Annotated in this window: 25 protein-coding genes; 6 read left to right on the forward strand and 19 right to left on the reverse strand. The window is 62.9% G+C overall.

Features of this window, described 5'->3' with window-relative positions:
- Window positions 1-56 precede the first annotated feature (56 nt).
- The gene (ggt, locus tag ACK4FK_RS01605) at window positions 57-1,661 is read left to right on the forward strand and encodes a gamma-glutamyltransferase (RefSeq protein ID WP_409740161.1); all 1,605 of its coding nucleotides are present in this window, start codon (window positions 57-59) and stop codon (window positions 1,659-1,661) included.
- Here the strand turns inward: ggt and ACK4FK_RS01610 are convergent.
- The gene (locus ACK4FK_RS01610) at window positions 1,655-2,203 is read right to left on the reverse strand and encodes a carboxymuconolactone decarboxylase family protein (protein WP_409740164.1); all 549 of its coding nucleotides are present in this window, start codon (window positions 2,201-2,203) and stop codon (window positions 1,655-1,657) included. The genes ggt and ACK4FK_RS01610 overlap by 7 nt on opposite strands.
- An 84-nt stretch (window positions 2,204-2,287) precedes the next feature.
- On the opposite strand from ACK4FK_RS01610, the gene ACK4FK_RS01615 reads away from it, so the two are divergent.
- Entirely contained in the window at window positions 2,288-2,611 is a 324-nt protein-coding gene (locus tag ACK4FK_RS01615) for a winged helix-turn-helix transcriptional regulator (protein ID WP_409740166.1), read from the forward strand.
- On the opposite strand, the gene ACK4FK_RS01620 is transcribed toward ACK4FK_RS01615, so the two are convergent.
- Window positions 2,608-3,591 carry a YeiH family protein gene (locus ACK4FK_RS01620; RefSeq protein ID WP_409740169.1) on the reverse strand — a complete coding sequence of 328 codons (984 nt, stop codon included), beginning with the start codon at window positions 3,589-3,591 and terminating at the stop codon, window positions 2,608-2,610. The genes ACK4FK_RS01615 and ACK4FK_RS01620 overlap by 4 nt on opposite strands.
- A gap of 13 nt (window positions 3,592-3,604) precedes the next feature.
- Complete coding sequence (locus ACK4FK_RS01625; protein ID WP_409740172.1) at window positions 3,605-4,150, reverse strand: hypothetical protein; 546 nt, start codon at window positions 4,148-4,150, stop codon at window positions 3,605-3,607.
- Window positions 4,151-4,360: 210 nt separating this feature from the next.
- On the opposite strand from ACK4FK_RS01625, the gene ispH reads away from it, so the two are divergent.
- From ispH to rnhA, 3 genes are read left to right on the forward strand one after another with little or no spacing between them, the layout of a single operon-like run.
- The gene (gene ispH, locus ACK4FK_RS01630) at window positions 4,361-5,323 is read left to right on the forward strand and encodes a 4-hydroxy-3-methylbut-2-enyl diphosphate reductase (protein ID WP_409740175.1); all 963 of its coding nucleotides are present in this window, start codon (window positions 4,361-4,363) and stop codon (window positions 5,321-5,323) included.
- 7 nt (window positions 5,324-5,330) lie between these two features.
- Window positions 5,331-6,320 (forward strand): homoserine kinase, encoded by a 990-nt coding sequence (locus tag ACK4FK_RS01635; protein WP_409740178.1) that lies wholly within the window; start codon window positions 5,331-5,333, stop codon window positions 6,318-6,320.
- A gap of 4 nt (window positions 6,321-6,324) precedes the next feature.
- On the forward strand, window positions 6,325-6,780 hold the full coding sequence (rnhA, locus tag ACK4FK_RS01640; RefSeq protein ID WP_409740181.1) for a ribonuclease HI: 456 nt from the start codon (window positions 6,325-6,327) through the stop codon (window positions 6,778-6,780).
- 48 nt (window positions 6,781-6,828) lie between these two features.
- On the opposite strand, the gene ACK4FK_RS01645 is transcribed toward rnhA, so the two are convergent.
- Complete coding sequence (locus ACK4FK_RS01645; protein ID WP_409740184.1) at window positions 6,829-7,311, reverse strand: peroxiredoxin; 483 nt, start codon at window positions 7,309-7,311, stop codon at window positions 6,829-6,831.
- Window positions 7,312-7,434: 123 nt separating this feature from the next.
- Window positions 7,435-8,235: a protein-disulfide reductase DsbD domain-containing protein gene (locus ACK4FK_RS01650; protein WP_409740187.1), complete on the reverse strand. Its 801-nt coding sequence runs from the start codon at window positions 8,233-8,235 to the stop codon at window positions 7,435-7,437.
- Between the two features lie 112 nt (window positions 8,236-8,347).
- On the opposite strand from ACK4FK_RS01650, the gene ACK4FK_RS01655 reads away from it, so the two are divergent.
- Window positions 8,348-8,926, forward strand: a complete 579-nt coding sequence (locus tag ACK4FK_RS01655; RefSeq protein WP_409740190.1) for a YqgE/AlgH family protein — start codon at window positions 8,348-8,350, stop codon at window positions 8,924-8,926.
- Window positions 8,927-8,935: 9 nt separating this feature from the next.
- Here the strand turns inward: ACK4FK_RS01655 and ACK4FK_RS01660 are convergent, their stop codons facing one another.
- The 14 genes from ACK4FK_RS01660 to coxB form a co-directional block, all read right to left on the reverse strand.
- Entirely contained in the window at window positions 8,936-11,335 is a 2,400-nt protein-coding gene (locus ACK4FK_RS01660; protein WP_409740193.1) for a methyl-accepting chemotaxis protein, read from the reverse strand.
- A 24-nt stretch (window positions 11,336-11,359) separates the two neighbouring features.
- The gene (locus ACK4FK_RS01665; RefSeq protein WP_409740196.1) at window positions 11,360-12,538 is read right to left on the reverse strand and encodes an ABC transporter substrate-binding protein; all 1,179 of its coding nucleotides are present in this window, start codon (window positions 12,536-12,538) and stop codon (window positions 11,360-11,362) included.
- A gap of 96 nt (window positions 12,539-12,634) precedes the next feature.
- The gene (locus tag ACK4FK_RS01670) at window positions 12,635-13,219 is read right to left on the reverse strand and encodes a GNAT family N-acetyltransferase (protein ID WP_409740199.1); all 585 of its coding nucleotides are present in this window, start codon (window positions 13,217-13,219) and stop codon (window positions 12,635-12,637) included.
- 18 nt (window positions 13,220-13,237) lie between these two features.
- Window positions 13,238-14,500: a M16 family metallopeptidase gene (locus tag ACK4FK_RS01675; protein WP_409740202.1), complete on the reverse strand. Its 1,263-nt coding sequence runs from the start codon at window positions 14,498-14,500 to the stop codon at window positions 13,238-13,240.
- Window positions 14,497-15,909 (reverse strand): threonine synthase, encoded by a 1,413-nt coding sequence (gene thrC, locus ACK4FK_RS01680; protein WP_409740204.1) that lies wholly within the window; start codon window positions 15,907-15,909, stop codon window positions 14,497-14,499. Before thrC ends, ACK4FK_RS01675 begins: the two co-directional genes overlap by 4 nt.
- A gap of 8 nt (window positions 15,910-15,917) precedes the next feature.
- The gene (locus ACK4FK_RS01685) at window positions 15,918-17,408 is read right to left on the reverse strand and encodes a carboxypeptidase M32 (protein ID WP_409740207.1); all 1,491 of its coding nucleotides are present in this window, start codon (window positions 17,406-17,408) and stop codon (window positions 15,918-15,920) included.
- Between the two features lie 3 nt (window positions 17,409-17,411).
- Window positions 17,412-18,158 carry an SURF1 family protein gene (locus tag ACK4FK_RS01690; RefSeq protein WP_409740209.1) on the reverse strand — a complete coding sequence of 249 codons (747 nt, stop codon included), beginning with the start codon at window positions 18,156-18,158 and terminating at the stop codon, window positions 17,412-17,414.
- 4 nt (window positions 18,159-18,162) lie between these two features.
- The gene (locus tag ACK4FK_RS01695; RefSeq protein WP_409740211.1) at window positions 18,163-18,543 is read right to left on the reverse strand and encodes a DUF983 domain-containing protein; all 381 of its coding nucleotides are present in this window, start codon (window positions 18,541-18,543) and stop codon (window positions 18,163-18,165) included.
- 11 nt (window positions 18,544-18,554) lie between these two features.
- Window positions 18,555-19,367, reverse strand: a complete 813-nt coding sequence (locus ACK4FK_RS01700) for a cytochrome c oxidase subunit 3 (protein ID WP_409740213.1) — start codon at window positions 19,365-19,367, stop codon at window positions 18,555-18,557.
- 29 nt (window positions 19,368-19,396) lie between these two features.
- Window positions 19,397-19,981, reverse strand: coding sequence for a cytochrome c oxidase assembly protein (locus tag ACK4FK_RS01705; RefSeq protein WP_409740215.1), 585 nt, complete (start codon window positions 19,979-19,981; stop codon window positions 19,397-19,399).
- Entirely contained in the window at window positions 19,978-20,112 is a 135-nt protein-coding gene (locus ACK4FK_RS01710; protein ID WP_409740218.1) for a hypothetical protein, read from the reverse strand. The genes ACK4FK_RS01705 and ACK4FK_RS01710 overlap by 4 nt, the downstream gene beginning before the upstream one ends.
- Complete coding sequence (locus ACK4FK_RS01715) at window positions 20,109-21,041, reverse strand: heme o synthase (protein WP_409740221.1); 933 nt, start codon at window positions 21,039-21,041, stop codon at window positions 20,109-20,111. The genes ACK4FK_RS01710 and ACK4FK_RS01715 overlap by 4 nt, the downstream gene beginning before the upstream one ends.
- Window positions 21,042-21,074: 33 nt before the next feature.
- Window positions 21,075-22,694, reverse strand: a complete 1,620-nt coding sequence (gene ctaD, locus ACK4FK_RS01720; protein WP_409740224.1) for a cytochrome c oxidase subunit I — start codon at window positions 22,692-22,694, stop codon at window positions 21,075-21,077.
- A 29-nt stretch (window positions 22,695-22,723) separates the two neighbouring features.
- Window positions 22,724-23,605 (reverse strand): cytochrome c oxidase subunit II, encoded by an 882-nt coding sequence (coxB, locus tag ACK4FK_RS01725; RefSeq protein WP_409740227.1) that lies wholly within the window; start codon window positions 23,603-23,605, stop codon window positions 22,724-22,726.
- Window positions 23,606-23,641 lie beyond the last annotated feature (36 nt).

Below are 23,641 nucleotides of genomic sequence, written 5' to 3' on the forward strand. Positions count from 1 at the left end.
AAACAAGCTGGTGTAGTCTGCGCAGCACCGTCTTGATTCAGCAGCCAGGATTTCACATGCGCGATCTGCAACTGCCCGGCCGTTCCGTCGTGATGGGCCGCCACGGCGCCGCCGCCACCTCGCACACGCTCGCGACACAGGCCGCCATCGAAATCCTGCGCCACGGCGGCAACACGACCGATGCGGCCATCGCCGCTTGTGCCGTGCAATGCGTGGTCGAGCCGGGTTCGACCGGCATCGGCGGTGACAATTTCGTGCTCTATGCGCCGGCCGGCACCGACCTGCGTGCCGGCGGGAAGGTCTATGGCCTGAACGGTTCCGGCCGTGCGCCGCGGGGCCTGAGCGCCGATCATCTGCTGAAGCAGGGCATCAAGCAGATCGACCTGACTTCGGTGCATGCCGTCACTATTCCCGGCGCTGTAGATGCCTGGAGCAAACTGAACGCCCGTTTCGGCAGCATGCCACTGGCAGAATTGCTGCAGCCCGCCATCCGCCACGCCGAAGAGGGCTTTCCCGTCACCGAGCGCGTCGCCACAGACTGGGGCCGCAACGAGGCCAAACTAAAGGCCGATGCCAATACGGCGCGCATGTGGCTGAAGGACGGCCGCCCACCCAGGGCCGGTGAGATATTCCGCCAGCCCGAGCATGCCAAAGTCTTCCGGGAGATTGCGGCCAGGGGCCGCGACGGCTTCTACACCGGCTGGGTCGCCGAGGACATGGTGGAATACCTGCGGAGCCTGGGCGGCACCCATACGCTGGAGGATTTCGCCACCCAGGAGGCCTTCTGGGTCGATCCGATCAGCACCAGTTATCGCGGTGTCGAACTGCTGGAAATCCCGCCCAATGGCGTGGGCATCACCACCCTGCTGATGCTGAATATCCTGAGCGGCTTCGACTTGAGCAAATATGATCCGGTGGGCATTGAGCGTTTCCACATCGAGGCGGAAGCCACGCGGCTCGCCTTCCAGGTGCGTGATGCGTATGTCGCCGATCCGGCCTTCGCAGACGTGCCGGTCGAGAAAATCCTGTCGCCCGCCTTTGCCGACGAATTGCGCAGCCGCATCGACCTGAAGAAGGCGATGCCGGTGCTGAGCCCGGCCGGCGGCACCACCTATCGCGATACCGTCTATATCAGCGTGGTGGACGAGAAGGGTAATGCCTGTTCCTTCATCAACTCGCTGTTCTGGCCCTACGGCACAGGCCTGAGCAGCCCGAAAACCGGCGTGCTGCTGCAGAATCGTGGTACCGGCTTCCGCGTCGATCCGGCGCATCCCAACTGCGTGGCCCCGCACAAGCGGCCGCTGCACACCATCATCCCGGCCATGGCGATGAAGGATGGCAAGCCCTGGCTGTGCTTCGGCGTGATGGGGGGTGGCTTCCAGCCGGTCGGCCAGTCGCACGTCCTAACCAATATCCTGGATTTCGGCATGAATGTGCAGGAAGCGATCGACTGTGCCCGCGGTTTTTATCAGATGAACCGTTTCGAGGCCGAACGCGGCATCCGTGAGGACGTACTCAAAGGCCTCGCCGCGCTGGGGCATGAGATCAAGATGGCTGAAATGCCCCATGGCGGCGGCCAGGCCATCATGATCGACCGCGCCAATGGCGTGCTGCAGGCCGGTTCGGATCCACGCAAGGACGGCTGTGCGCTCGCCTACTGAGCCGCAGCCGCCTCGTCTCGTGTCGGAAAAGCCGGAGTGCCGGGTTCCCTCGCCACGCTGGTTGCGTTCACCATGAACGAGACCATGTGGTAAAAACCCACCAGCGAAATGATCTCCACCATCTGCGCGGCATCGAAATAAGCGCTCGCTTCGCGCCACAGGACATCGTCGATGCTAGCATTGTGCACCAGCGCCCCCACCAGTCGGATCAATATGGCTTCCTCGGCCTGCCAGTTGCTGGCCTGACCGTGCACCGTAGCTGCGATTTCGGCCGGTGTGAAACCTGCCTTGGCGGCGAAGAAAGCGACATGCACGCCCCATTCATATTCCGCCTTCAGCAGGGCCGTGGTGCGCAGGATCACCAGTTCGCGCTGCCGCAGGGTGACCGAACCCCTGTCAAGCAGCCCACCCTCCTTCCAGCGCGTCAGCACGCGCGGATTATGGGCCACCGTGCGGAACAGGGCGATATCGGCCGGCATCCGGGCCAGGGCGGCGGCGGCCTCGGGGGAATACGGCGGGGCCAGGGGATTGAGGCGGGGCATGGCGGAAGCTTCTCCAATATGCTACGAATTCAGTAGCAACATAACGCTGCGAAATTCGTAGCGCAAGCCCCGTGCGAGGTCCGCATGCCTGCTTCGCCCCGTCGCTCCGTCCGCGGTTCCACCACCGGCCGCCCGATCATGGCCGTGCTGGACCTGCTGGGCCGGCGCTGGAGCCTGCGCGTGCTGTGGGAATTGCGGGATGCTCCCCTGACCTTCCGGGCATTGCAGGCCGCCTGCGACGACATCTCGCCCAGCGTGCTGCAGCAGCGGCTGAAGGACCTGCGCCAGGGCGCGCTGGTGGATCATGATGGCGAAGGCTATGCCCTGACCGCTTCGGCGCGGGCCCTGATGCCCACCCTGCTGGCGCTGAACACCTGGGCCGAGGATTGGGCGAAAGGCCGTACCTAGAGCAGGATCAGCAGGCCCAGAAGGACGAAGCCGAGCAGGATCACCGTCTCGGCCAGGATCAGCGCCAGCGGCTTCCAGCCCAGGGCGAAGAGTTCGGCAAACGAGGTCTTCACGCCCAGCGCCGAGATCGCCACCAGCAGGCACCAGCGCGATATTTCCGAAACGCCATTCACCACCACTACCGGCAGGTTCACCACGCTGCCCAGCACGACCAGCGCCACGAACCCGATCAGGAAAAACGGCAGCAACGGCTGGGTTTGCGCTGCCTTGCCTTCACCAGCGGCGCGGAAGGCCCAGCCGATCATCACCACGACCGGCAGCAGGCAGGCCACCCGCACCAGTTTGACGAAGGTGGCCACATCGCCGGCCTGGGGCGACACGGTCAGACCGGCGCCCAGCACCTGGGCAACATCATGGATGGTGGCGCCGAAGAGTATGCCTGCCGCGATTTCATCCAGCCCGAGCGTCTTGGCCAGCAGCGGATAGACGATCATCGCGAGGGTGGAGAGCGCCGTCACGCCGATCACGGTCAGCAGGGTCAGGCGTTCGGATTGCGGCGAACGTGGCAGGGCGGCCGAGATCGCCATCGCGGCCGAAGCGCCGCAGATGCCGACTGCACCGCCGGACAACACGCCCTCGGCGGCAGAGCGGCCGGCCAGCCGGGCCAGCAGCAGGCCGCTGCCCAAGGCCACCGTCACACCGCAGATCGCCAGCAAGACAGGCACCGGGCCAAGATCGGCAATGCGGTCGAATGTGATGCGGATACCTAATAGCGCCACGCCGATGCGCAGCACGCTGCGCGCTGCCAGATCGATGCCCGGACGCACGCGGGCGTCGGCGCTGAGGAAATTGAATGCCATGCCAAGCAATAACGCGAGCAGGAAAGGCGGGCCGCCGTAATGATCGGCGATGAAACCAACCGCCAGCGCGACGGTGACCGCCACCGTCAGGCCAGGCAAAGGACGGCGCAATCGTTCCATGAGGAAGTGCCGGTCAGAAGCCGCGCTGCTGACGGTTTCGTTCCAACTGGTCGCGCGGCATTTCCAGGCCGATCAGGATCTCGATCTCGCTCGTGCGGCGGCCGGCCAGTGGAATGCGCTGCTCCAGCTCCTCGGCAACAGCCAAGCGGCGGCGGCCATCGCGGAACGGTATGCGGGCAACAAAGCGCTCGCGCGACAGCACGTTCTGCTGCTTGTCGACAATAGCAATGAAATACGGCACCTGCGCCTCGGCCGACGTCGCGGCGGGGCCGCGTGTGGCGGCAACCTGCAGCACGAATGTGACCACCACGGCGGCCTGCTTGTCTTCGTACCGGCATTCGCCGTTGTAATCGAGCAATTCTGTCTCGAAGGTCACGTCGGTGAGATCGCGGCCGGGTCCGTCGCGGAATTGAGTTGCCTTCTGTGCATCCCCCAGGATGCCGACGCGGGGGCAGGGCGGCAGATTGGGCTTCTTAGAGCCGCAGGCCGCCAACAGGCTGGCCGCAATCAGCAGAGCCGGAACGGACAATGTGGACAGGCGGGAAAAACGCAGTGTCATATGCGGCGCTCACCGATCAGCGTGCCCGCTCGGGGCAATGGCCGGCCAGTGATGGCAGCCTTCCCTTCGCGCGACGAGTGTACTAGCTTGCCCGGCAGTTTCAGGGCCCCTCCTGTATAGAAGAGGGGGCCGCCCCAGACAAGCGACTGGCCTGCCCGACCTGGTCGCAACCCGTTGATCTGCAAAGGCTGATTTTAAGGCCCGATCGTCATGACCTCCACTGCCCGCCCCCCGATAACCCTTGTGCTGGCCGCTCCCCGCGGGTTCTGTGCCGGCGTGGATCGGGCCATCCAGATCGTGGAACGGGCGCTGGAGCGGTTCGGCGGGCCGGTCTATGTCCGTCATGAGATCGTACATAACCGCTTCGTGGTCGACAGCCTTGCCGCCAAAGGGGCCGTCTTCGTCGACGAACTCGACGAAGTGCCGCCCGGCGCCCATGTCGTCTTCTCGGCCCATGGCGTGCCGAAATCGGTCCCTGCGGATGCCCAGGCTCGCGCCCTCTCCTACCTCGATGCCACCTGCCCGCTGGTGAGCAAGGTGCATCGGGAGGCCGAGCGCCATCACCGCGAGGGTCGCCGCATCGTGCTGATCGGCCATGCCGGCCATCCGGAAGTGATCGGGACCATGGGCCAGTTACCGGCCGGCGCCGTGCTGCTGATCGAAACCGTGGCCGACGTGGATGGCCTCGCCGTCACGCCGGGTGAGCCGCTGGCCTACATCACCCAGACGACTCTTTCGGTGGATGATACTGCCGAGATCATCGCCGCCCTGCGCCGACGTTTCCCACAGATCGAAGGGCCAAAGAAGGAAGACATCTGCTACGCCACCACCAACCGCCAGGCTGCCGTGAAGGCAATCGCGCGCGACAGCGATGCCGTGCTGGTGATCGGCGCGCCCAATTCCTCCAATTCCTTGCGGCTTGTGGAGGTAGCCAGGCGGGCGGGCTGCAAACAGGCTCATCTCGTGCAGCGTGCCGCCGATATTGACTGGGCCGCGCTGGACGGCATCCGTAGCGTGGGCATTACTGCCGGCGCCAGCGCGCCGGAAGTACTGGTCGAGGAAGTGATCGACGCCTTCCGCCAGCGTTTCGACGTGACCATGCGTGAAATCGAAACCGCCACAGAATCCGTGCAATTCAAGCTACCCGCCACCCTCGAAACCCCGGTCACCTGACCACGCCATGGCCGTCTATACCGAAATCGACGACGAGCAACTCGCCGCCCTTCTTGCCCGCTACGACATTGGCGCTGCGATATCCTGCAAGGGCATTGCCGAAGGCGTCGAGAATTCCAACTATCTGCTGGTCACTGAAAAAGACACATACATCCTGACGCTGTACGAGCGCCGGGTAAACCGCGCGGACTTGCCCTATTTCCTAGGGCTTATGAATCATCTGGCCGGCAAGGGCCTGGCCTGTCCGATCGCGATCCATGACCGCGAGGGCAATACGCTGAACGAGGTGGCAGGGCGCCCCTGCGCCATTATCAGCTTCCTAAAGGGCGTCTGGCCGCGCAAACCCAATGCCCGCCATTGCCAGGAGCTGGGCGCGGCAACCGCAAGGCTGCACCTGGCGGGTCGGGATTTCCCGATGCAACGCATCAATGCCCTGAGCGTCGATGGCTGGGCCAGGCTGGTGGCGGACTGCCAGGCCGGCGCAGACAGCGTCCAATCGGGATTGGCGCGGGAAATCCTGCGCGAATTCGATGGTCTGAAGGCTGCATGGCCCGATGCACCAGGCCGGGCTGGCGACCGTCCGCTTCCGCATGGCGTGATCCATGCCGACCTGTTCCCCGATAATGTGTTTTTTCTGGCTGAGCGTTTCAGCGGTTTCATCGACTTCTATTTCGCCTGCAACGACTATTTCGCCTACGAGATCGCGATCTGCCTGAATGCCTGGTGCTTCGAGAGCGACGGCGCCTTCAATGTCACCAAAGCCAAAACTTTTCTCAGCGGCTACGAGAGCGTGCGGCCATTGACGGACGGCGAGGTACACAGCCTGCCGCTATTTGCCCGCGGCGCGGCCCTGCGCTTCCTGTTGACACGACTGTATGACTGGCTGAACCAGGTGCCGGGCGCGCTGGTCAAGCCGAAAGACCCGCTGGAATACTGGAAGAAGCTGAAATTCCACCGTCAGGTGCTGGGTGCCTCGGCCTATGGCATCGAGCGCTGACCGCATGACGTTGGAAACGGTGGAGATTTTCACCGATGGCGCCTGCCTGGGAAACCCCGGTCCCGGTGGCTGGGCCGCTTTGCTGCGTTTCAACGGCAGTGAAAAAGAACTGAGCGGTGCCGAGGCGCCCACAACCAATAATCGCATGGAGATGATGGCCGCGATCATGGGGCTGGAGGCGCTGAAGCGCCCCTGCCACGTCGCACTCTATGCCGACAGCCGCTATGTCATTGACGGGGTCACCAAGTGGCTGCGTAGCTGGAAGGCGCGCGGCTGGAAGACTGCTGACCGCAAACCTGTGAAAAACGTGGACCTGTGGCAGCGGCTGGAATCCGCCATGGCACCGCACCAGGTGGACTGGCACTGGGTGCGCGGCCATGACGGCCATGTCGAGAATGAGCGCGTCGATGTGCTGGCGCGTGCAGCCGCGACGGAGATAGCGGGCAAACCCGTAAAATGAAAAGGCCGGTCCGGCAAGCCGGACCGGCCTTGGCGCAATCGTTGCAGATCAGATCTGACCGAGCAGCGTATTGGCGTCCGACACCTCGAAGGCACCCGGCTTTTCCAGATTTAGCTGCTTGACCACCCCGTTATCCACCAGCATCGAATAACGCTGCGACCGCACTCCGAGGCCGCGGGCGGTCAGGTCGAATTCCATGCCAATAGCCTTGGTCAGTTCGCCGGAGCCGTCGGCCAGCATCACCACCTTGTCGCCGGTATTCTGTGCCTTGCCCCAGGCACCCATCACGAAGGCATCGTTCACCGAGAGGCAGGCGATGGTATCCACGCCCTTCTTCTTCAGGTCGTCGTATTTCTCGATGAAGCCCGGCAGATGCTTGGCCGAACAGGTGGGAGTGAAAGCACCCGGCAGGGCGAACAGCGCCACTTTTTTGCCCGAGAAGAATTCGCTCGCCTTCACGGCCTGCGGGCCCTGATCGGACATCACATACAGCGTGGCTTCGGGAATGCGGTCGCCAACCTTGATGGTCATGGTTTCCTCGTTATCGTCTGTTGTTAGCGGAAGGTCCAACGCCGCAAAAACGGCTGAGATAAAATGGGCCGATGCGGGTCGGGAAACAAGTCCCAAACAGAGGCCGGCCGTCACATGGTCCCTTCAGGGTTTCAGCACCATCTCGGCTGCAAGAGCTGGATCGACCAGCGTCAGCCGCAGGGGCTGGCTCACGCTGTCGGTCGCGGAGGCCGCAAGCCTGAATTTCGCCTCGCGCCCATCGGCGCTCAGCCACACATCGGGTCGGCCAAACCAACTGTCCGTTCCGGCCTCGACGAACAGGTCCGGAGCGACCAGCGGGGCGCGGCTCTGCAACGTGACGATCAGGGCGTCGGGCAACCGTTTGATCGCCTTAAGTTGCAATCCGGCTGCCATCGCCGGCTGCGGCACCCGCGCCTGCCATTTCGCCAACAGATCCAGATCGGCGGGCGCCGGCTTGCCCCCAGCCTTGTGCTGCAATCGATCGGTACGCAGGATGCAGATATCCTTGCATACGCCATAATCGAGCGTGAGATGTACGTGGACCGCCTCGTCGGGTTTTGCAGGCAGCAGCCGGATTGGCAGCACCACCTCGTCGGTATAGCCATATAGTTCGACCTGACCGATGGCGATGCGGCGCGGCGCGGGCCAGGCAACCTCGGCGTTCGCCAGGTTCTGCGAGCCGCTCCAGTCGAACTGTGCCGGTACGCCGCCCTCACCCGGGGTACGCCAGTAGAATTTCCAGCCGGGGCCCAGCCGGACCTGCAGGCCGATCTCGTTGCCGCCGCCCGGGATCAGGGTGGCGCGAACCGGGGCATGGGGCAATTGAATACCCTGGGCCAGAGCATACCCCGCCGGAAATACCAGCAGAATCAGAGACAGAGCCAGCGCCTTGATGACGTAGCAAGCGGGCAGGATTTGGGTCATGCCGTAAATCTGCGGACTGGCCCGCAGATTGCAAGGGTCTTGAGCAGCCCATATATGGACAAGCGGAAGGACTGGGGTAACATTCGAGTGAAACCGGAGCAGGCGCATGATCATGAGCGAAAGCAAGGCGATATCCGGCTATCTTGAGCGGCAGTTGCTGATCGCCATGCCGAGCATGGGCGATCCCCGCTTCGCTCGCACCGTCATCTATATGTGCTCCCACAATGCCGAGGGCGCCATGGGACTGGTGATCAACAAACCCTATCCCGGCCTGACCTTTCCCAACCTGCTCAGCCAGCTCGGCATCGAATCGACGGCCGAGAACGACATCATTGTGCGCCAGGGTGGCCCGGTGGAAACCGGCCGCGGCTTCGTCCTGCATTCCACCGACTACATGCGCCAAGGCAGCGTGAAGATCGACGAGGATATGGGGATAGGCCTGACCGCCACGTTGGACGTCCTCCGCGCCATAGCCGCAGGCAATGGCCCGCAGCACAGCCTATTCGCGCTCGGTTATGCCGGCTGGGGTGCCGGCCAACTCGATGCCGAAATTCACGAAAACGCCTGGTTGGCCGCACCGGCGGATTTCGACCTGCTTTTTGACCCCAACCTGGACTCGCTATGGGATCGTGCGGTCCGCAAGATCGGCATTGATGTGGCCAAGCTCGCCAGCGTATCCGGTCACGCCTGAACCTGCTGTCTACAGCCTGAAATAGGCGACGAGCTCGTTCAGCTGATCGGCCTGCGCTGCCATTGCCTGCGCCGAGGCCGTCGTCTGCTCGACCAGGGCGCCGTTGCGCTGGGTCATTTCGTCCATATTCGCCACTGCCGTGTTCACCTCGTCCAGGCCGGTAGCCTGTTCGCGGCTGGCAGAGGCAATTTCCGAAATGATGTCGGCCACCTTTTTCACCGAAGTGACGATCTCGGTCAGCACGCCGCCAGCGCGATTGACCAGCTCGGCGCCGCGCCGCACCTCGGAATTGGACGCCTGGATCAGATCCTTGATTTCCTTGCTGGCGTTTGCGCTACGCTGTGCCAGCGCTCGTACCTCCTGCGCTACCACCGCAAAACCCTTGCCGGCCTCGCCCGCACGGGCGGCTTCGACCGACGCGTTCAGCGCCAGCAGATTGGTCTGGAAGGCGATCTCGTCGATCAGCCCCACGATATCGACGATCTTCTGCGAACTGCTCTCGATCCCGCCCATCGCCGCAACCGCATCCTCCACCACCTTGCCCCCAGTATTGGCGGTGTTTCGCGCCGCCGTCGCCAGTTGGCTGGCGGCCTGGGCATTGTCGGCGTTCTGCTTCACCGTCGCGGTGATCTCATGCATCGAGGCGGCTGTCTCTTCCAGGCTGGCGGCCTGCTGCTCGGTGCGGCTGGCCAAGTCGGTCGACCCGGATGAAATCTCGCCGGCGGCATCCCGTACCGTGCGGGCCGTATCGGCAATGCGGCGCACCACCTCTCCAAGCTGCTCGGCGCTCTTGTTCGTATTCTCCTGCAGTTCGGCAAATACACCCTGATACGAGCCTTCCACCCGGCGGCTGAGATCGCCATGTGCCATGCCGTCCAGAACACGATTGACAGCACTGATCGTACTGGCAAAGGAATCGAGAAGCGTATTGACGCCATCGCCCAGCTTGCGCATTACGCCTTTCAGCGGATCAACATCGATGCGCTGTTGCAGATCACCAGCCGCTGCGGCCGAGACGATCATTCCGACCGAGCGATCGACAAGATCTTCTTGTGCTTGCCGTTCGCGCTCGAATACTGCACGACCCTGCTCGACTTCGCGTTGCAGGCGCTCGTTCTCCTGACCATTCTCCTTGAATACTTGCACTGCACGAGCCATATCGCCGATTTCGTCCGCCCGATCGCGATCAGGTACCTCGGCAGTCCAGTCGCGATTGGCCAATCGGGCCATCACACCAGTCAGATCAACCATGTTGGCAATTACCTTGCGGCCAACATACAGCCAAGCCACGGCAATGGCGGCAATGATGCTTGCGATTGCCAGGATACTCAGCACAACGATACCTATCCGCACGGTGGAGAAGGCGCTCTGCGCTGCCTCACTGGCGCCATCATTGGCCGTTGCGACGAATCTGCGGGTCTCCTCGACCAGAACCGTCGCCGCTGCGCGCGCATCGACCAAGGCTTTTGTCGTACTGGCATTGGCGTCCAGTTCCTGCTGCCGCAGACTGAACATGCCGCCGTCACCGCGCCCCAGCGCGATCATGGCATCCACAGGCTGTTTTATGCTTTCGTCGTTATAGGCATCGAGGACCTTCTTCAACGACTGCTGCATGCGAGTCACAGCGCCTTCGAAACGGTCGCGCAGGCCGTTCAGAGCCGGCAGCGAAGGAGCATTGCCGGCCGATTCCAGCAGGCTGGCCGCCTGACTGATGCCGGCTGCCAGCTCCGACAGGCCATCGACCATGGCAAATTCGAATTCCGCCAGCGCCTTCATGTCGGCCGCAGTATCCTCCAGGCTGCGGCCGCCCTTGCCCACATTCTCGAGCGCGGTGACGATATTGAAAGCCGTATCGTCTGACAGCTTCGAAGTCGCGGCGATGAAACTGTCGCCGGTAGCCGTGATCCTGCGCCCCAGCTCCGCACGCTGTGCCTCGATCTGCAGGCGCCGCGCCGTATTCACGCTGATCATGGTGATCTGCTGATTGAGTTTTTCGACGGCTCCTTCCAGTTTGGCGACTTCGGCAGCACTGTTGCTGCGGCGCATGGAATCCAGGCCGGCCTGGATGGTTTCGCCCAGTTGCCTGGTATAATTCGCCTGCTCGATGCGATCAGCTTCAGTAGCAGCATTCGCCAACGCCGGCGCCGTCGCAGCAAGCTGGGCGCTCTGCGCCGATAATTCGAGGGATATGATCACCGCCGGCAGGCTTTCGTCGGCCACCTTCTCCAGCGCGGAATTAATTTGGGTAAAGAACAGTTCGGCTATGATCGTCGATATGATGGTCATCGCGGCAATCGCGCCGAAAGCCAGGTAAATTTTGCGCCGGATGCCGAAGCGATGCACGGTCTGCGCCGAAGGCGCGGGCCGATTGTGAAGGTTGCCGGCCGGAATCATGTCAATGCTTGCCATGGCGTCTGATCCTTCTGATTCCGATTACTTCAATGCGGTTGCGGCGCGGAAACGACCTTCTCGGTCGATGACCGTAAGGAAGACCTGATCGGAACCCTGATTGTCATTCGGTCCAAAGGTCAGCTTTATGCCGCCGAGATCATAATCGCCCTGCTGCAACGCCCTGAGCAGGGCTGCACGGGTCGGTTCGCCTTCGATACGCTCCAGTGCCATGATCGTCATGCGACCGACGAGATAGCCCTCGAGTGATATGAAACCCGCGAAGGCATTGGGCACATGCTCGCGCAACGCCTTCTGGTAGCGATCCACCGCCTGAATTGATGTGTCGCGTGGAAATGGCACTACCTGGGTGACGACTACGCCGGCCCCGTCCGGCCCCAGGCTGTCGGCCAGGGCATCGGATCCGACGAACGAGATATTCACGTAGACGGCATTCAGGTTGATCTTTTTGGCAACGCGAATGAACTCGCCGGCTGGCGCATAGGGGCCGATGATGATAACCGCCTGCGGCTGCACCTTTCGCAACTCGATCAGGGCCCGCTTTACCGCCGTGGTGTTCCGCTCGAAGGTGGCGAATCCAGCGAGCTCCATGTTGCGTTTCTTCAGTGCACGCTCAACGCCGGCCAGGCCGGCACGCCCGAAGGCATCGTTCTGATACAGGATCGCGACACGGGTATGCCCCAGATCCTTGGTTAGGCGTTCGATCATCTCCTCGGTTTCCTGGAAATAGGAGGCACGAAGGTTGACCACATTCGGCTTATAGGGATTGCGCAGGAACTCCACACCGGTATAGGGCCCGATAAAAGGCACGTTCTCGGCGGCGGCCAGGGGCAACGCCGCAGCGGCCGTGGGCGTGCCGACAGGGCCGATAAGGGCAAACACCTTGTCCTCGGCCAGCAATGCCCGCGTGGCGGCCGCTGACTTGGCAGGCTCATAGCCGTCGTCGCGCACCACGAGTTGCAGCTTTCGTCCCTTTACGCCGCCGGCCGCATTGGCTTCGGCAAAAGCGGCCAGGATGCCGTCCCGCATGCCTGTCCCGAGTGCAGAGGCCGGTCCTTCGATGGCCGCGGCCTGACCGAACACGATTCGATCTGGAAGCACACCAGGATCGGCGGCACGGGCCGTTCCGGACGCCTGGATCATAAGCAGCGCGAATAAAGCCGAGGCAACGCCGACAGCGCGGCGGTTCATTGTAGTCGTCATCGTTTTCATCCCCTGGGCCGGTTTTCCCAGCCTCCCTGTGGGATGAGCCTAGACGAAAGTCGCAATCAAAATAAAGTTGTATACGACGATATATGGTTAACCAGCGCCCCGGTCGCTGGCCAGCCGGGCATAAAGCACATGATCGCGCCACGCCCCGTCGATCTTCAGATATTCGCGCAGGGTACCCTCGCTGCGGAATCCGGCCCGGGCCAGCAGCTGCCGGCTGGGCTGGTTTTCCGGCAGGCAGGCCGCCTCCAGGCGGTGCAGCTTCAGTGCCCCGAAACAATGCTGCACCATGACCGCAAGGGCTTCGGTCATGTAGCCCTGGCCGGCATGCGGTTTGCCGATCCAGTAGCCCAGTTCGCCGCATTGGGAGGCGCCGCGGCGGATATTGGATAGCGTGATGCCGCCAAGCAGGCTGTCGCTGCGGCGCAGAAGAATGAAATACGCCTCGCCATGCTCCTGGCGGCGCAAGCGTTCGAACCAGGCAAGCCGGCGGCGAAACCCGTCCCGGCTCAGGGAGTCTTCCGCCCAGGTTGGCTCCCAGGGCTGCAGATGCTCTCGGCTGACCGCGCGCAGAGTGGCCCAGGCTTCGTAGTCATTGATCTCGGGCGCACGAAGATAAAGGTGTTCGCCATTCAGGACAGGCGCAGCGCCAGGGAGGAAGCGCCCGAACAGCATGCCGCCCCGCCCGCGCCCTCAGCCGAACCGTGCGGCGAAACGCTGGTACGGCTCCAGCCTCTCCACCGGCCCCAGCGCCGCCATCGTGGGCGGGGCGGTGCGCATCACGCGTTCGGCCACCTTGCGCACCGCCGCTGCATCGACATTATCGACGGCCGCGAGCACCTCGTCGATATCCAGCGGCCGGCCGAACAGCAGCATCTGACGGCCAAGCTGTTCGATGCGGGCCCCCGAGCTTTCCAGCGACATGACCAGCCCGACCTTCAACTGTGCGCGGGCACGCTGCAATTCTGCATCGTCGATCCGTCCGCAGAGCTTGCCGAGTTCCTCGGCCAGAACGGGCGTCAGTTCGCCCAGTTTCTCGGCGCCTGTGCCGGCGTAGATAGTCAGCAGGCCGCCATCGCGATATGAACTGGGATAGGCATAGACCGAATAAGCCAGACCGCGCTTCTCGCGCACCTCCTGGAACAACCGCGACGACATGCCGCCGCCCAGTACCGTGGCGTAGACCTGCATGGCGTAATAATCGGGATCATCAAAGGCGAGGCCCGGCAGCGCAATGGCGACGTGGGCCTGCTCCAGATCGCGGATGGCGCGCCTCTCGCCGCCACCACCGTAGCGGGCATCTTGCTGCCTCGCGCGGGGTGTCTGACGCAGACGGGCGAACAGTCTTTCGGCCTCAGCCACCAGTGTCTCGTGATCCACCGCGCCTGCCGCCACCAGCACTAAGCTGGGCCCGTGGTAGTAGCGATCGAGGAAACCCTGCAGGTCGCTGCGTTGCATAGCGGAGACCCGCTCCACCGTACCGAGGATCGAGCGGCCCAGTGGCTGCCCCGGGAAGGCGGTTTCCTGCAAATGGTCGAAGATGATGTCGTCAGGCGTATCTTCCGACTGGCCGATTTCCTGGATGATCACTTCGCGCTCGCGCTCCAGTTCATCGGCATCGAAGACGGAATGCTGCAGGATATCGGCCAGGATATCGAGAGCCAGTCGGGTATCTCCAGCCATCACGCGGGCATAATAGGCTGTCTGCTCGCGCGAGGTGAATGCATTCAGGTGCCCGCCGACTGCCTCGATCTCCTCGGCGATGGCCAGTGCCGAACGGCGTTCAGTGCCCTTGAAAGCCATATGCTCCAGCATATGGGCGACACCGTTGATCTCGGGTGTCTCGTCGCGCGCGCCGGCATCGACCCAGATGCCGACCGACACGGTCTTGACAAGCGGCATGGCCTCGGAGACCACCCGCATGCCGTTGGAAAGTGTGCTGATGCGTACTGTCATACTCTTACTCTACGGCTTTCGATGAAGGCGCGCACCCCCGCCACATCATTGGACAGCACGGTCTGGCGTTCCGGGCGCTCGAACAGATCTGCCATGCGCGGTGGTAGGGCCGGGTGCCGGCCAGTGGCTTCCTGGACGGCCGCCGGGAATTTGGCCGCATCGGCGGTCGCCAGCGTCACCAGGGGCGTGTCGGGCGACAACGACACCGTCGCGCGCTGCTCGGCCGCCACCACAAGTCCCACGGCCGTATGAGGATCGACCAATTGACCATTGGCAGCCGTAAAGGCCGCTTTCAGCATGGCCTTGGTGGCCGCCTCGTCGGCGCGGCCGGCAGCAAAAAGCTGCTTGGTCTCGGCCAGGGCATTGGCAGAAACGGTGAAACCGCCATTTCGGTCAAGGTCGGCCATCAGCTTGCGCACATGGGCCGCATCACGGCCATGCATATCAAACAGCAGACGCTCGAAATTGCTCGCCACCTGGATGTCCATGCTGGGACTGATGGTGGGATTGACGCCACCCTTGCGGTACTCGCCGCTCTCGAAGAAACGGGCCAGGATGTCGTTGCGGTTGGTGGCGACGACCAGCTTGGCGATGGGCAGCCCCATCTTTGCGGCGCAATAACCGGCAAAGACATCGCCGAAATTGCCGCTCGGCACACAGAAGGCCGGCGCGCGGTCCGGTCCGCCCAGACTTAAAGACGCCGTCGCGTAATATACGATCTGGGCCATGACGCGAGCCCAGTTGATCGAGTTCACCGCCGTAAGACCCGCCGCTTTGCGGAAATCAGCGTCGTTGAACAGCGCCTTCACCATCGCCTGGGCATCGTCGAAGGTGCCTTCCAGTGCGATGGCATGCACATTGGCATCGGGCACCGTCGTCATCTGCCGACGCTGAACGTCAGAGACGCGGCCATGAGGGAACAGGATGAAGATGTCGAGATTGGCGCGTCCGCGGCAGCCCTCGATGGCTGCCGAGCCGGTATCGCCCGAGGTGGCGCCTACGATGGTGGCACGTTTGCCTGACCGCGCCAGCGCCCAGTCGAACAGCCGGCCGAGCAGCTGCAGGGCCACATCCTTGAAGGCCAGCGTCGGGCCGTGAAACAGTTCCAGCAGCCAGTCATTGGCGTCGATCTGGCGCAGCGGCACCACGGCCTTGTGGCCGAAAGTGGCGTAGGCCTCGTCGATCATGCGCCTGAGATCGGCATCCGGTATGCACCCGCCAATAAACGGCCTGATCACCCGAAAGGCAACTTCGGCATAAGGCAGGCCACGCATGGCACGCCAGTCGGCGGCCGAAAACTGAGGCCATTCCGCCGGCACATAAAGCCCGCCGTCACCGGCCAGACCGGCCAGCAATACGCCTTCGAAATCGAGATCCGGCGCTTGGCCGCGGGTGGAAACGTAGCGCATGAGCGGGCTCAGTTCAGATAACGGGCTTTGAGATGCGCTTTGAAGGCGGCCGTGCCTAAGGGTTTGCCCGTCGCTTCGCGCAGCAATTCATCGGTGGTGAGCAGCGACCCCTTGCCATGGACATTGGCGCGCAGCCAGCGCAGCAGCGGCTTGAAATCGCCCTGGGCAATGCCGGGCAGGATATCGCCATCCTGCTTCCTAGCAGCGGCAAAAAGCTGCGCCGCCGAGAGCGCGCCGAGGGTGTAGGTCGGGAAATAGCCGATTGAGCCGACGGCCCAGTGGATGTCCTGCATGCAGCCCTGGGCATAATCGGGCACGTCGACGCCCAGCAGCGTCTGCATGCCGTCGTTCCAGGCATCGGGCAGGTCGTCGATCGGCAGATGATCGTGCAGCATGGCCTGTTCCAGGCGATAGCGCAGGATGACATGGGCCGGATAGGTTACCTCATCTGCATCCACACGGATCAGATCGGGCTTCACCCGGGCATAGATGCTGAGCAGATTCTCATCCGACCAGGCCGGGCCGCTGCCATTGAAGGCCTTGCGCAGGATCGGCGCGGCATAACGGAGGAATTCCGCGCCGCGGCAGACCTGCATCTCGACCAGCAGGCTCTGACTTTCATGCAGCACCATGCCGCGCGCCTCGCCTACCGGCTGCTCACGCCAAGTTTTCGGCAGACCGAGTTCATAAAGCGCGTGGCCGGTCTCGTGCAGCACGCCCATCAGCGCTTTGGTGAAATCATCATCGGAGTAGCGCGTGGTAATGCGTACATCGTCTGGCACGCCGCCAGTGAAAGGATGCAGGCTGACATCCAGTCGCCCATGATTGAAATCGAAGCCCAGCGCCTTCATGAACCGCAGGCCGACCTGGCGTTGCGCCTCAGTCGGAAACGGTCCCTGCAGCGGCAGGGGGGCCGGCCGCTTGGCCTGTTTGGCCAGGGCTTTGTCGATGAACCCGGGCAGAAAGCCGCCCAGATCGGCGAACAGCTTGTCGATGACGGCCGACCTGCCGCCGGGCTCATATTCATCCAGCAGCGCATCATAGGCATCCAGCCCGAAGGCCGCAGACTTGGCGGCGGCCACCTCGCGGGTCAGTTCCAGTACGGGCCTGAAGGCCTTGGCGAAGGATTTGAAATCGTCGTCCCGGCGGGCCTTTCGCCACACCATCTCACAGGCCATGCTGGCCTTGGACCGTGCCTCCACCAACTCCGGCGTCAGTGCCGTGGCATGGCGCCATTGCCGATGCATTTCACGCAGGTTGGCGCTCTGCCAGTCGTTCAGACCCTTCCGCTGGGCCTCCGCCTCGCCCAGCAGGTCGGCCAGCCGCGGGTCGGTCAGCCATTCGTGACGAACCACGCTGAGAACGGCCATCTGCTCGGCTCGTGCCTTGGCGCCGCCCTCGGGCATCATGGTGGATTGATCCCAGCCCAGCATGGCCAATGCGCCATTCACCGCACCAATGCGGCGGAAACGCTGTTCGAGAGCCTTGTAGCTTTTCATCCCTCAGGCTCCCGGTTGACCGGACTTCGCCGCCGCTTCGCGGTCCCGGTGCCGATGCCACAGCACATAGATCACTGCCAGAACGATGACGCCGCTGTACCAGGTGACCGCATAGGCCAGATGATTATTGGTGAAAGTCAGCCTTGTATGGCCAGCCCGCGGCCAGCCCCCCGGCACCGTCACCGAGGCATCGGCATCGACGAAAAGTTCCGGTGCATCGGCAATACCAGCGGCCTTCAGCATGCCGGCAGCGTCGCCGTAATACCAAAGATTGCGCTGCAGGTCGTTGTCAGGGGGGAACCAGCCCTTGCCCCAGGGCAGATGGGTGATGCCGGATATCGTCACCTCGCCCGTCACCTGTCCCGCAGCACGGCGGGCAGGATCCTTGTCATCGGCCGGCACCCAGCCGCGGCTGACAAGAACCCAGCCCGGCGCGTCACTGCGCTTGAGCGGCGTGATGATGTGGTAGCCGAAATTTCCGCGTTCGGAATGCGCGAGCAGATGGAACTCGCGGCTGTGGTCGAAACTGCCGCGCACCGTGACCGGACGATAATTCCAATCGGCCGGATCGAGGGAGCCGGCCGGCAATGGCACAGGCGCGGCTTTCAGGCCGGCTTCGACTGTTTCTATCAGGTCGAGCTTCCAGAACAGCCGCTGCACCTGCCAGCTGCCCAGGGCGAACAGCAGGATCAGGGCGGGAATGGTGAAGACGGTCGGCCACAGGGCCGGCCTAAAACCTAGCAATTTCAATGGATTACTCGCGCAGTAATTCGATGTCGGACGAAGCCTTGTGGCGGAATTGTAGCGCGATAAGCGTGGCTTTGAAGGGCCGCAGCATAAGAATGGAGCCGCCCAGGATCAGAGGCGCCCACAAAACCATATGCAGCCAGAGCGGCGGGCCAAAGCGCAACTCGACCCACAGCGCCAGGCCGACGACGATGAAACCGAGAATGAGGATGACAAAAACCGCCGGCCCGTCGCCGGCATCGATCTTGGCATAATCCAGATCGCAGGACGGGCAACGCGGCTTGACCGTCAGTAACCCATCAAACAGCGGGGCTTCGCCGCAGCGGGGACACCTGCAGCGAAGCCCCGTCGAGAACGGCGATAGCGGCGGATAAAATGCAGCCGCCATCGTTGTGACCGTTAGTGGGCGGCCGGTGTGCCGGCACCCCACCAGTAGATCGCGACAAACAGGAACAGCCACACCACGTCCACGAAGTGCCAGTACCAGGCAGCCGCTTCGAAGCCAAAATGGTGGTTCGACTTGAAATGGCCTTTCATGGCGCGGATCAGGCAGACCAAGAGGAAGATGGTGCCGACAATCACATGGAACCCGTGGAAGCCGGTCGCCATGTAGAAGGTCGAGGCATAGATGCCATCCTTGAAGCCAAAGGCGGCATGGCTGTACTCATAGGCCTGCAGAGCGGTGAACAATGCACCGAGGATCACCGTCAGGGTCAGCCCCTGGACCAGACCCTTGCGGTCGTCATGCAGCAGAGCGTGATGCGCCCAGGTCACCGTGGTGCCCGACAGCAGCAGGATCAGGGTATTGATGAACGGCAGGTGCCAGGGATCGAAGGTTTCGATCGTGGCCGGCGGCCAGACATTGCCGATCGCCTCGGTCGGGAACAGTGCGGCGTTGAAATACGCCCAGAACCAGGCGACGAAGAACATCACCTCGGAGGCGATGAACATCACCATGCCGTAGCGCAGATGGAGTTGCACCACCGGAGTGTGGTGACCGTCATGCTCGGCCTCCTTCACCACGTCGGCCCACCAGGCTGCCATGGTGTAGAGCACGACCAGCAGGCCGGGCACAGCCCAAAGATAGCTGTAGCCATGGAAGCCGGCGACGCTGCCGATTGCCAGGGCGAAAGCCCCCATCGAGCCGATGAATGGCCACGGGCTTGGATCGACAAGATGGTAATCGTGATTGCGGGCGCTATCTGCAGCCATGGTGTACCCCCTGGTTACGCAAGTTGATCTCAGTTGACCGGCCGGACAGGGCCGCCGCGGTCGGAAACGCGCTTTTCCTCCGGCATGCGGAAGAACGTGTAGCTCAAGGTGATCGTGGAAACGTCGCGAGTCTTCGGATCCGTCAGGATGTCGGGATCGACGAAGAACGATACCGGCATGTCGACGCTTTGGCCCGGATCCAGCCGCTGTTCGGTAAAGCAGAAGCAGGCGATCTTGTTAAAATACTGCCCGGCCTTCTCTGGCGTGACATTGAAGCTTGCCTGGCCGCTGACCGGTTCGGCGGTCGGATTGGAGGCGCGGTAAAAGATCAGCATCTCCTCACCCGGCTTGACGCGCACCTCGCGTTGCACCGGCTGAAACCGCCAGGGCAGGCCAGGGGCGGTGTCGGAATTGAAGCGCACGGTGATCAGCTTCTCGCCTGTCTGCGCTGCACCTGGCGCGCTGGTGGCACGCAGCGGCGTGCCGGCAAAGCCGGTAACGCGGCAGAACAGATCGTAGAGCGGCGCGGAGGCGAAGGTGAGACCGACCATGCCGGCCACCACGGCGGCGCAGCTCAGCGCTATGCGGCGGTTTCTGCGGGCGGCATCGGTCATGCGGCGCGGCCCGTCATCTTGGCGATGGTGATGAAATAGAACAGCACAACCAAGGCGCCCAGCACCAGACCAAGGGCGATGTTGCGCGCCCGGCGGCGCTTGTGTTCATCATGCAGCGGCACGGTGCTCATGCCCCCCAGCCAAGCCCGCGTTCAGCCAGCAGCAGGGCGAACAGCAGGAAAAGATAGAGGATTGAAAAGGCGAACATATGCTTTGGCGCGCGATCATCGTTGCTGCGCCAGATACGCCAAGCAAGGCCAATGAAAATCGCGCCCAGCACGGCGGTGACGCCGCCATAAAGATGGCCGGCGAGGCCGAGCAGCCAGGGGCTCAGGGTAACCGGTACGAGGAGCAAGCTGTAGATGAGGATCTGGCGGCGGGTTTCGCGGTCGCCGGCCACCACCGGCAGCATCGGTACACCGGCACGGGCATAATCGTCCGAGCGATAGAGTGCCAGGGCCCAGAAATGCGGTGGCGTCCACATGAAAATGATGGCGAACAGCAGCACCGGCAACAGCGAAAGATCGCCCGTCACCGCAGCCCAGCCGAGCATCGGCGGAAAGGCGCCGGCCGCGCCGCCGATCACAATGTTCTGCGGCGTGCGGCGTTTGAGCCACATCGTGTAGATGAAAACATAAAACCCGATGGTCAGCGCCAGGATCGAGGCGGCCACCCAGTTGACCGCCAGCCCCATCACGAGCACGGAAGCAAAGGACAGCACGGTCCCGAACCCCAGCGCCTGATCGCGGCTGATGCGTCCCTGTGGGATTGGCCGGTCCTGAGTGCGCGCCATCAGCGCATCGATGTCGGCGTCATACCACATGTTGATTGCGCCCGAGGCGCCGGCGCCAATGGCAATGCACAGCACGGCTGTGATTGCCAGAGTCGGGTGCAGGCTGCCCGGCGCCAGCACCATGCCGACAAGGCTGGTGAATACCACGAGCGACATCACGCGCGGCTTCAGCAGGGCGAGATAATCGGCCGGGCGGGCATCATGAACGCCTTCGAGACCGGCAGAGCCGGCCTCGCGGCGCTCAACGCTGTAGCTGGCGTCAGACAAACTTCAACTCCCGGGGCGTGGAGTCTTCCGGTCTTACTTGATGACCGGAAGCTTTTCGTACTGGTGGAACGGCGGCGGCGACGACAGGGTCCATTCCAGCGTCGTTGCGCCCTCGCCCCACGGATTGTCGGCGGCCTTCTTCTTCTTGATGAAGGCATAGATCACCGAGCCGACGAAAAACAGTGTCGAGGCAAAGGCGATATAGGCGCCGATGGAAGCGACGAAGTTCCAGCCCGCAAAGGCATCCGGATAATCCGGGATGCGCCGCGGCATGCCCTGCAGGCCAAGGAAGTGCATCGGGAAGAACAACAGGTTCACACCGATGAAGGTGGTCCAGAAATGGATCTGGCCCGCCGTCTCGCTCAGCTCGTAACCCGACATCTTGCCGAACCAGTAATAGAAGCCGGCGAAGATGGCGAACACGGCACCAAGGCTGAGCACGTAGTGGAAATGCGCCACCACGTAATAGGTGTCGTGCAGATAGGTGTCGACGCCGGCGTTGGCGAGCACCACGCCGGTGACGCCGCCGACGGTGAACAGGAAGATGAAGCCAACCGCAAACAGCATCGGCACGGTGAAGCGGATCGAGCCGCCCCACATCGTTGCAATCCACGAGAATATCTTCACGCCGGTCGGCACCGCGATCACCATCGTGGCGGCGGTGAAATAGGCGCGGGTGTCGACATCCAGGCCTACGGTATACATGTGGTGCGCCCAGACGACGAAGCCGACGACGCCAATCGCAACCATGGCGTAGGCCATGCCGAGATAGCCGAACACGGGCTTCTTCGAGAAGGTCGAGATGACCTGACTGACGATGCCAAAGCCCGGCAGGATCAGGATGTACACCTCGGGATGGCCGAAGAACCAGAACAAGTGCTGGAACAGAATCGGGTCGCCGCCACCCTCAGGCTTGAAGAAGGAGGTGCCGAAATAACGGTCGGTCAGCAGCATGGTGATGGCGCCCGCCAGCACCGGCAGCGACAGCAGCAACAGGAAGGCGGTGATCAGCACCGACCACACGAACAGCGGCATCTTGTGCAGGGTCATACCCGGCGCGCGCATGTTGAAGATGGTGGTGATGAAGTTGATGGCGCCGAGAATCGACGAGGCACCAGCGATATGCAGGCTCAGGATGGCTAGGCCGACCGCCGGCCCGGGATGGCCGACATCGGATGAAAGCGGCGGATAGATCGTCCAGCCGCCGCCAACGCCCAGGCCGCCGGCCGGGCCCTCGACCATGGTGGAGAGCAGCAGACAGCCAAAGGCCGGGATCAGCAGCCAGAATGAGATGTTATTCATGCGCGGGAAGGCCATGTCCGGCGCGCCGATCATCAGCGGCACGAACCAGTTGCCAAAGCCGCCGATCATCGCTGGCATGACCATGAAGAAGATCATGATCAGGCCGTGGCCGGTGACCAGCACGTTGAACAGATGGTGATTGCCCGCAAGGATTCCATCGCCGGGGTTCATCAGTTCGGCGCGCATCAGCACCGACATCAAACCGCCGATCAGGCCGGCGACGATGGCGAAGATCAGATACAGCGTGCCGATATCCTTGTGGTTGGTCGAATAGACCCACCGGCGAAAACCGGTCGGGGTGTGATGATCGTCGTGATGATCGTGGGCTGCGTGGGCGTGAGCCTGGGACATGGCGCTCCCCTGTTCCTTGAACTGATGTGTTACTGGGCGGCGCGCGCGTCGGCGAGACGCGGCGACGAACCGTCTACGGTGGCGAATTTCTGCTTGGCTTCCTCTGCCCATTTCGCATAGGCGTCCTTGGAAACCACCACCACCTTGATCGGCATGTAGCCGTGATAGGCGCCGCAGATTTCCGAGCACTGGCCGTAATAGACGCCCTCACGCTCGGCACGGAACCAGGTCTCGTTGGTGCGGCCCGGCACGGCATCCTTCTTGACGCCGAAGGCCGGCATGGCCCAGGCGTGGATCACGTCGGCCGCGGTCACCAGCAGGCGCACGTTGGTATTCACGGGCACCACCACCGGGTTGTCGGTTTCCAGCAGGCGGACCTGGCCGGGCTTGAGATCGGCTTCCTGCACCATCGTGGCGTCAAAGGTGAAGTTGCCGTTGTCGGGGTATTCGTAGCTCCAGTACCACTGCTTGCCGATGGCCTTGATGGTCAGTTCGGCTTCCTTGGTCTTGTCGGCGAAATACAGCAGCTTGAAAGAGGGCACGGCGATCACGATCAGGATCAGGATCGGCACGACTGTCCATGCCACTTCGATCAGCGTGTTGTGGGAGGTCTTCGACGGCACCGGGTTGGCCGAGGCGCGGAAGCGCAGGATCACGTAGACCAGCAGCGCCAGCACGAAAACCGAAATCAGCGTGATGATCCACAGCAGCAGATCATGGAAATTCTGCATGTCCCGGGCGACCGGGCTGACCGCAGGCTGCATGCCGAGATGCCAGGGAGACGGCAGGCCCGGCGTCTGAGCCGAAGCCGGCGCGTTCAGGAAAAGTACGGCGCCCAGCGCCCCCAAAGCGGCCGAAACCGAAACACGGCGCGCAGCCCGGCAGGCCCCGGCAATCGTATTCCACCCCATCGTCGATACCCTCGCTTGTAACTAGAGACAGAGTCT

This window comes from Ferrovibrio sp. (assembly GCF_046297895.1).
In the GTDB taxonomy this organism is placed as follows: Bacteria; Pseudomonadota; Alphaproteobacteria; order Ferrovibrionales; family Ferrovibrionaceae; genus Ferrovibrio.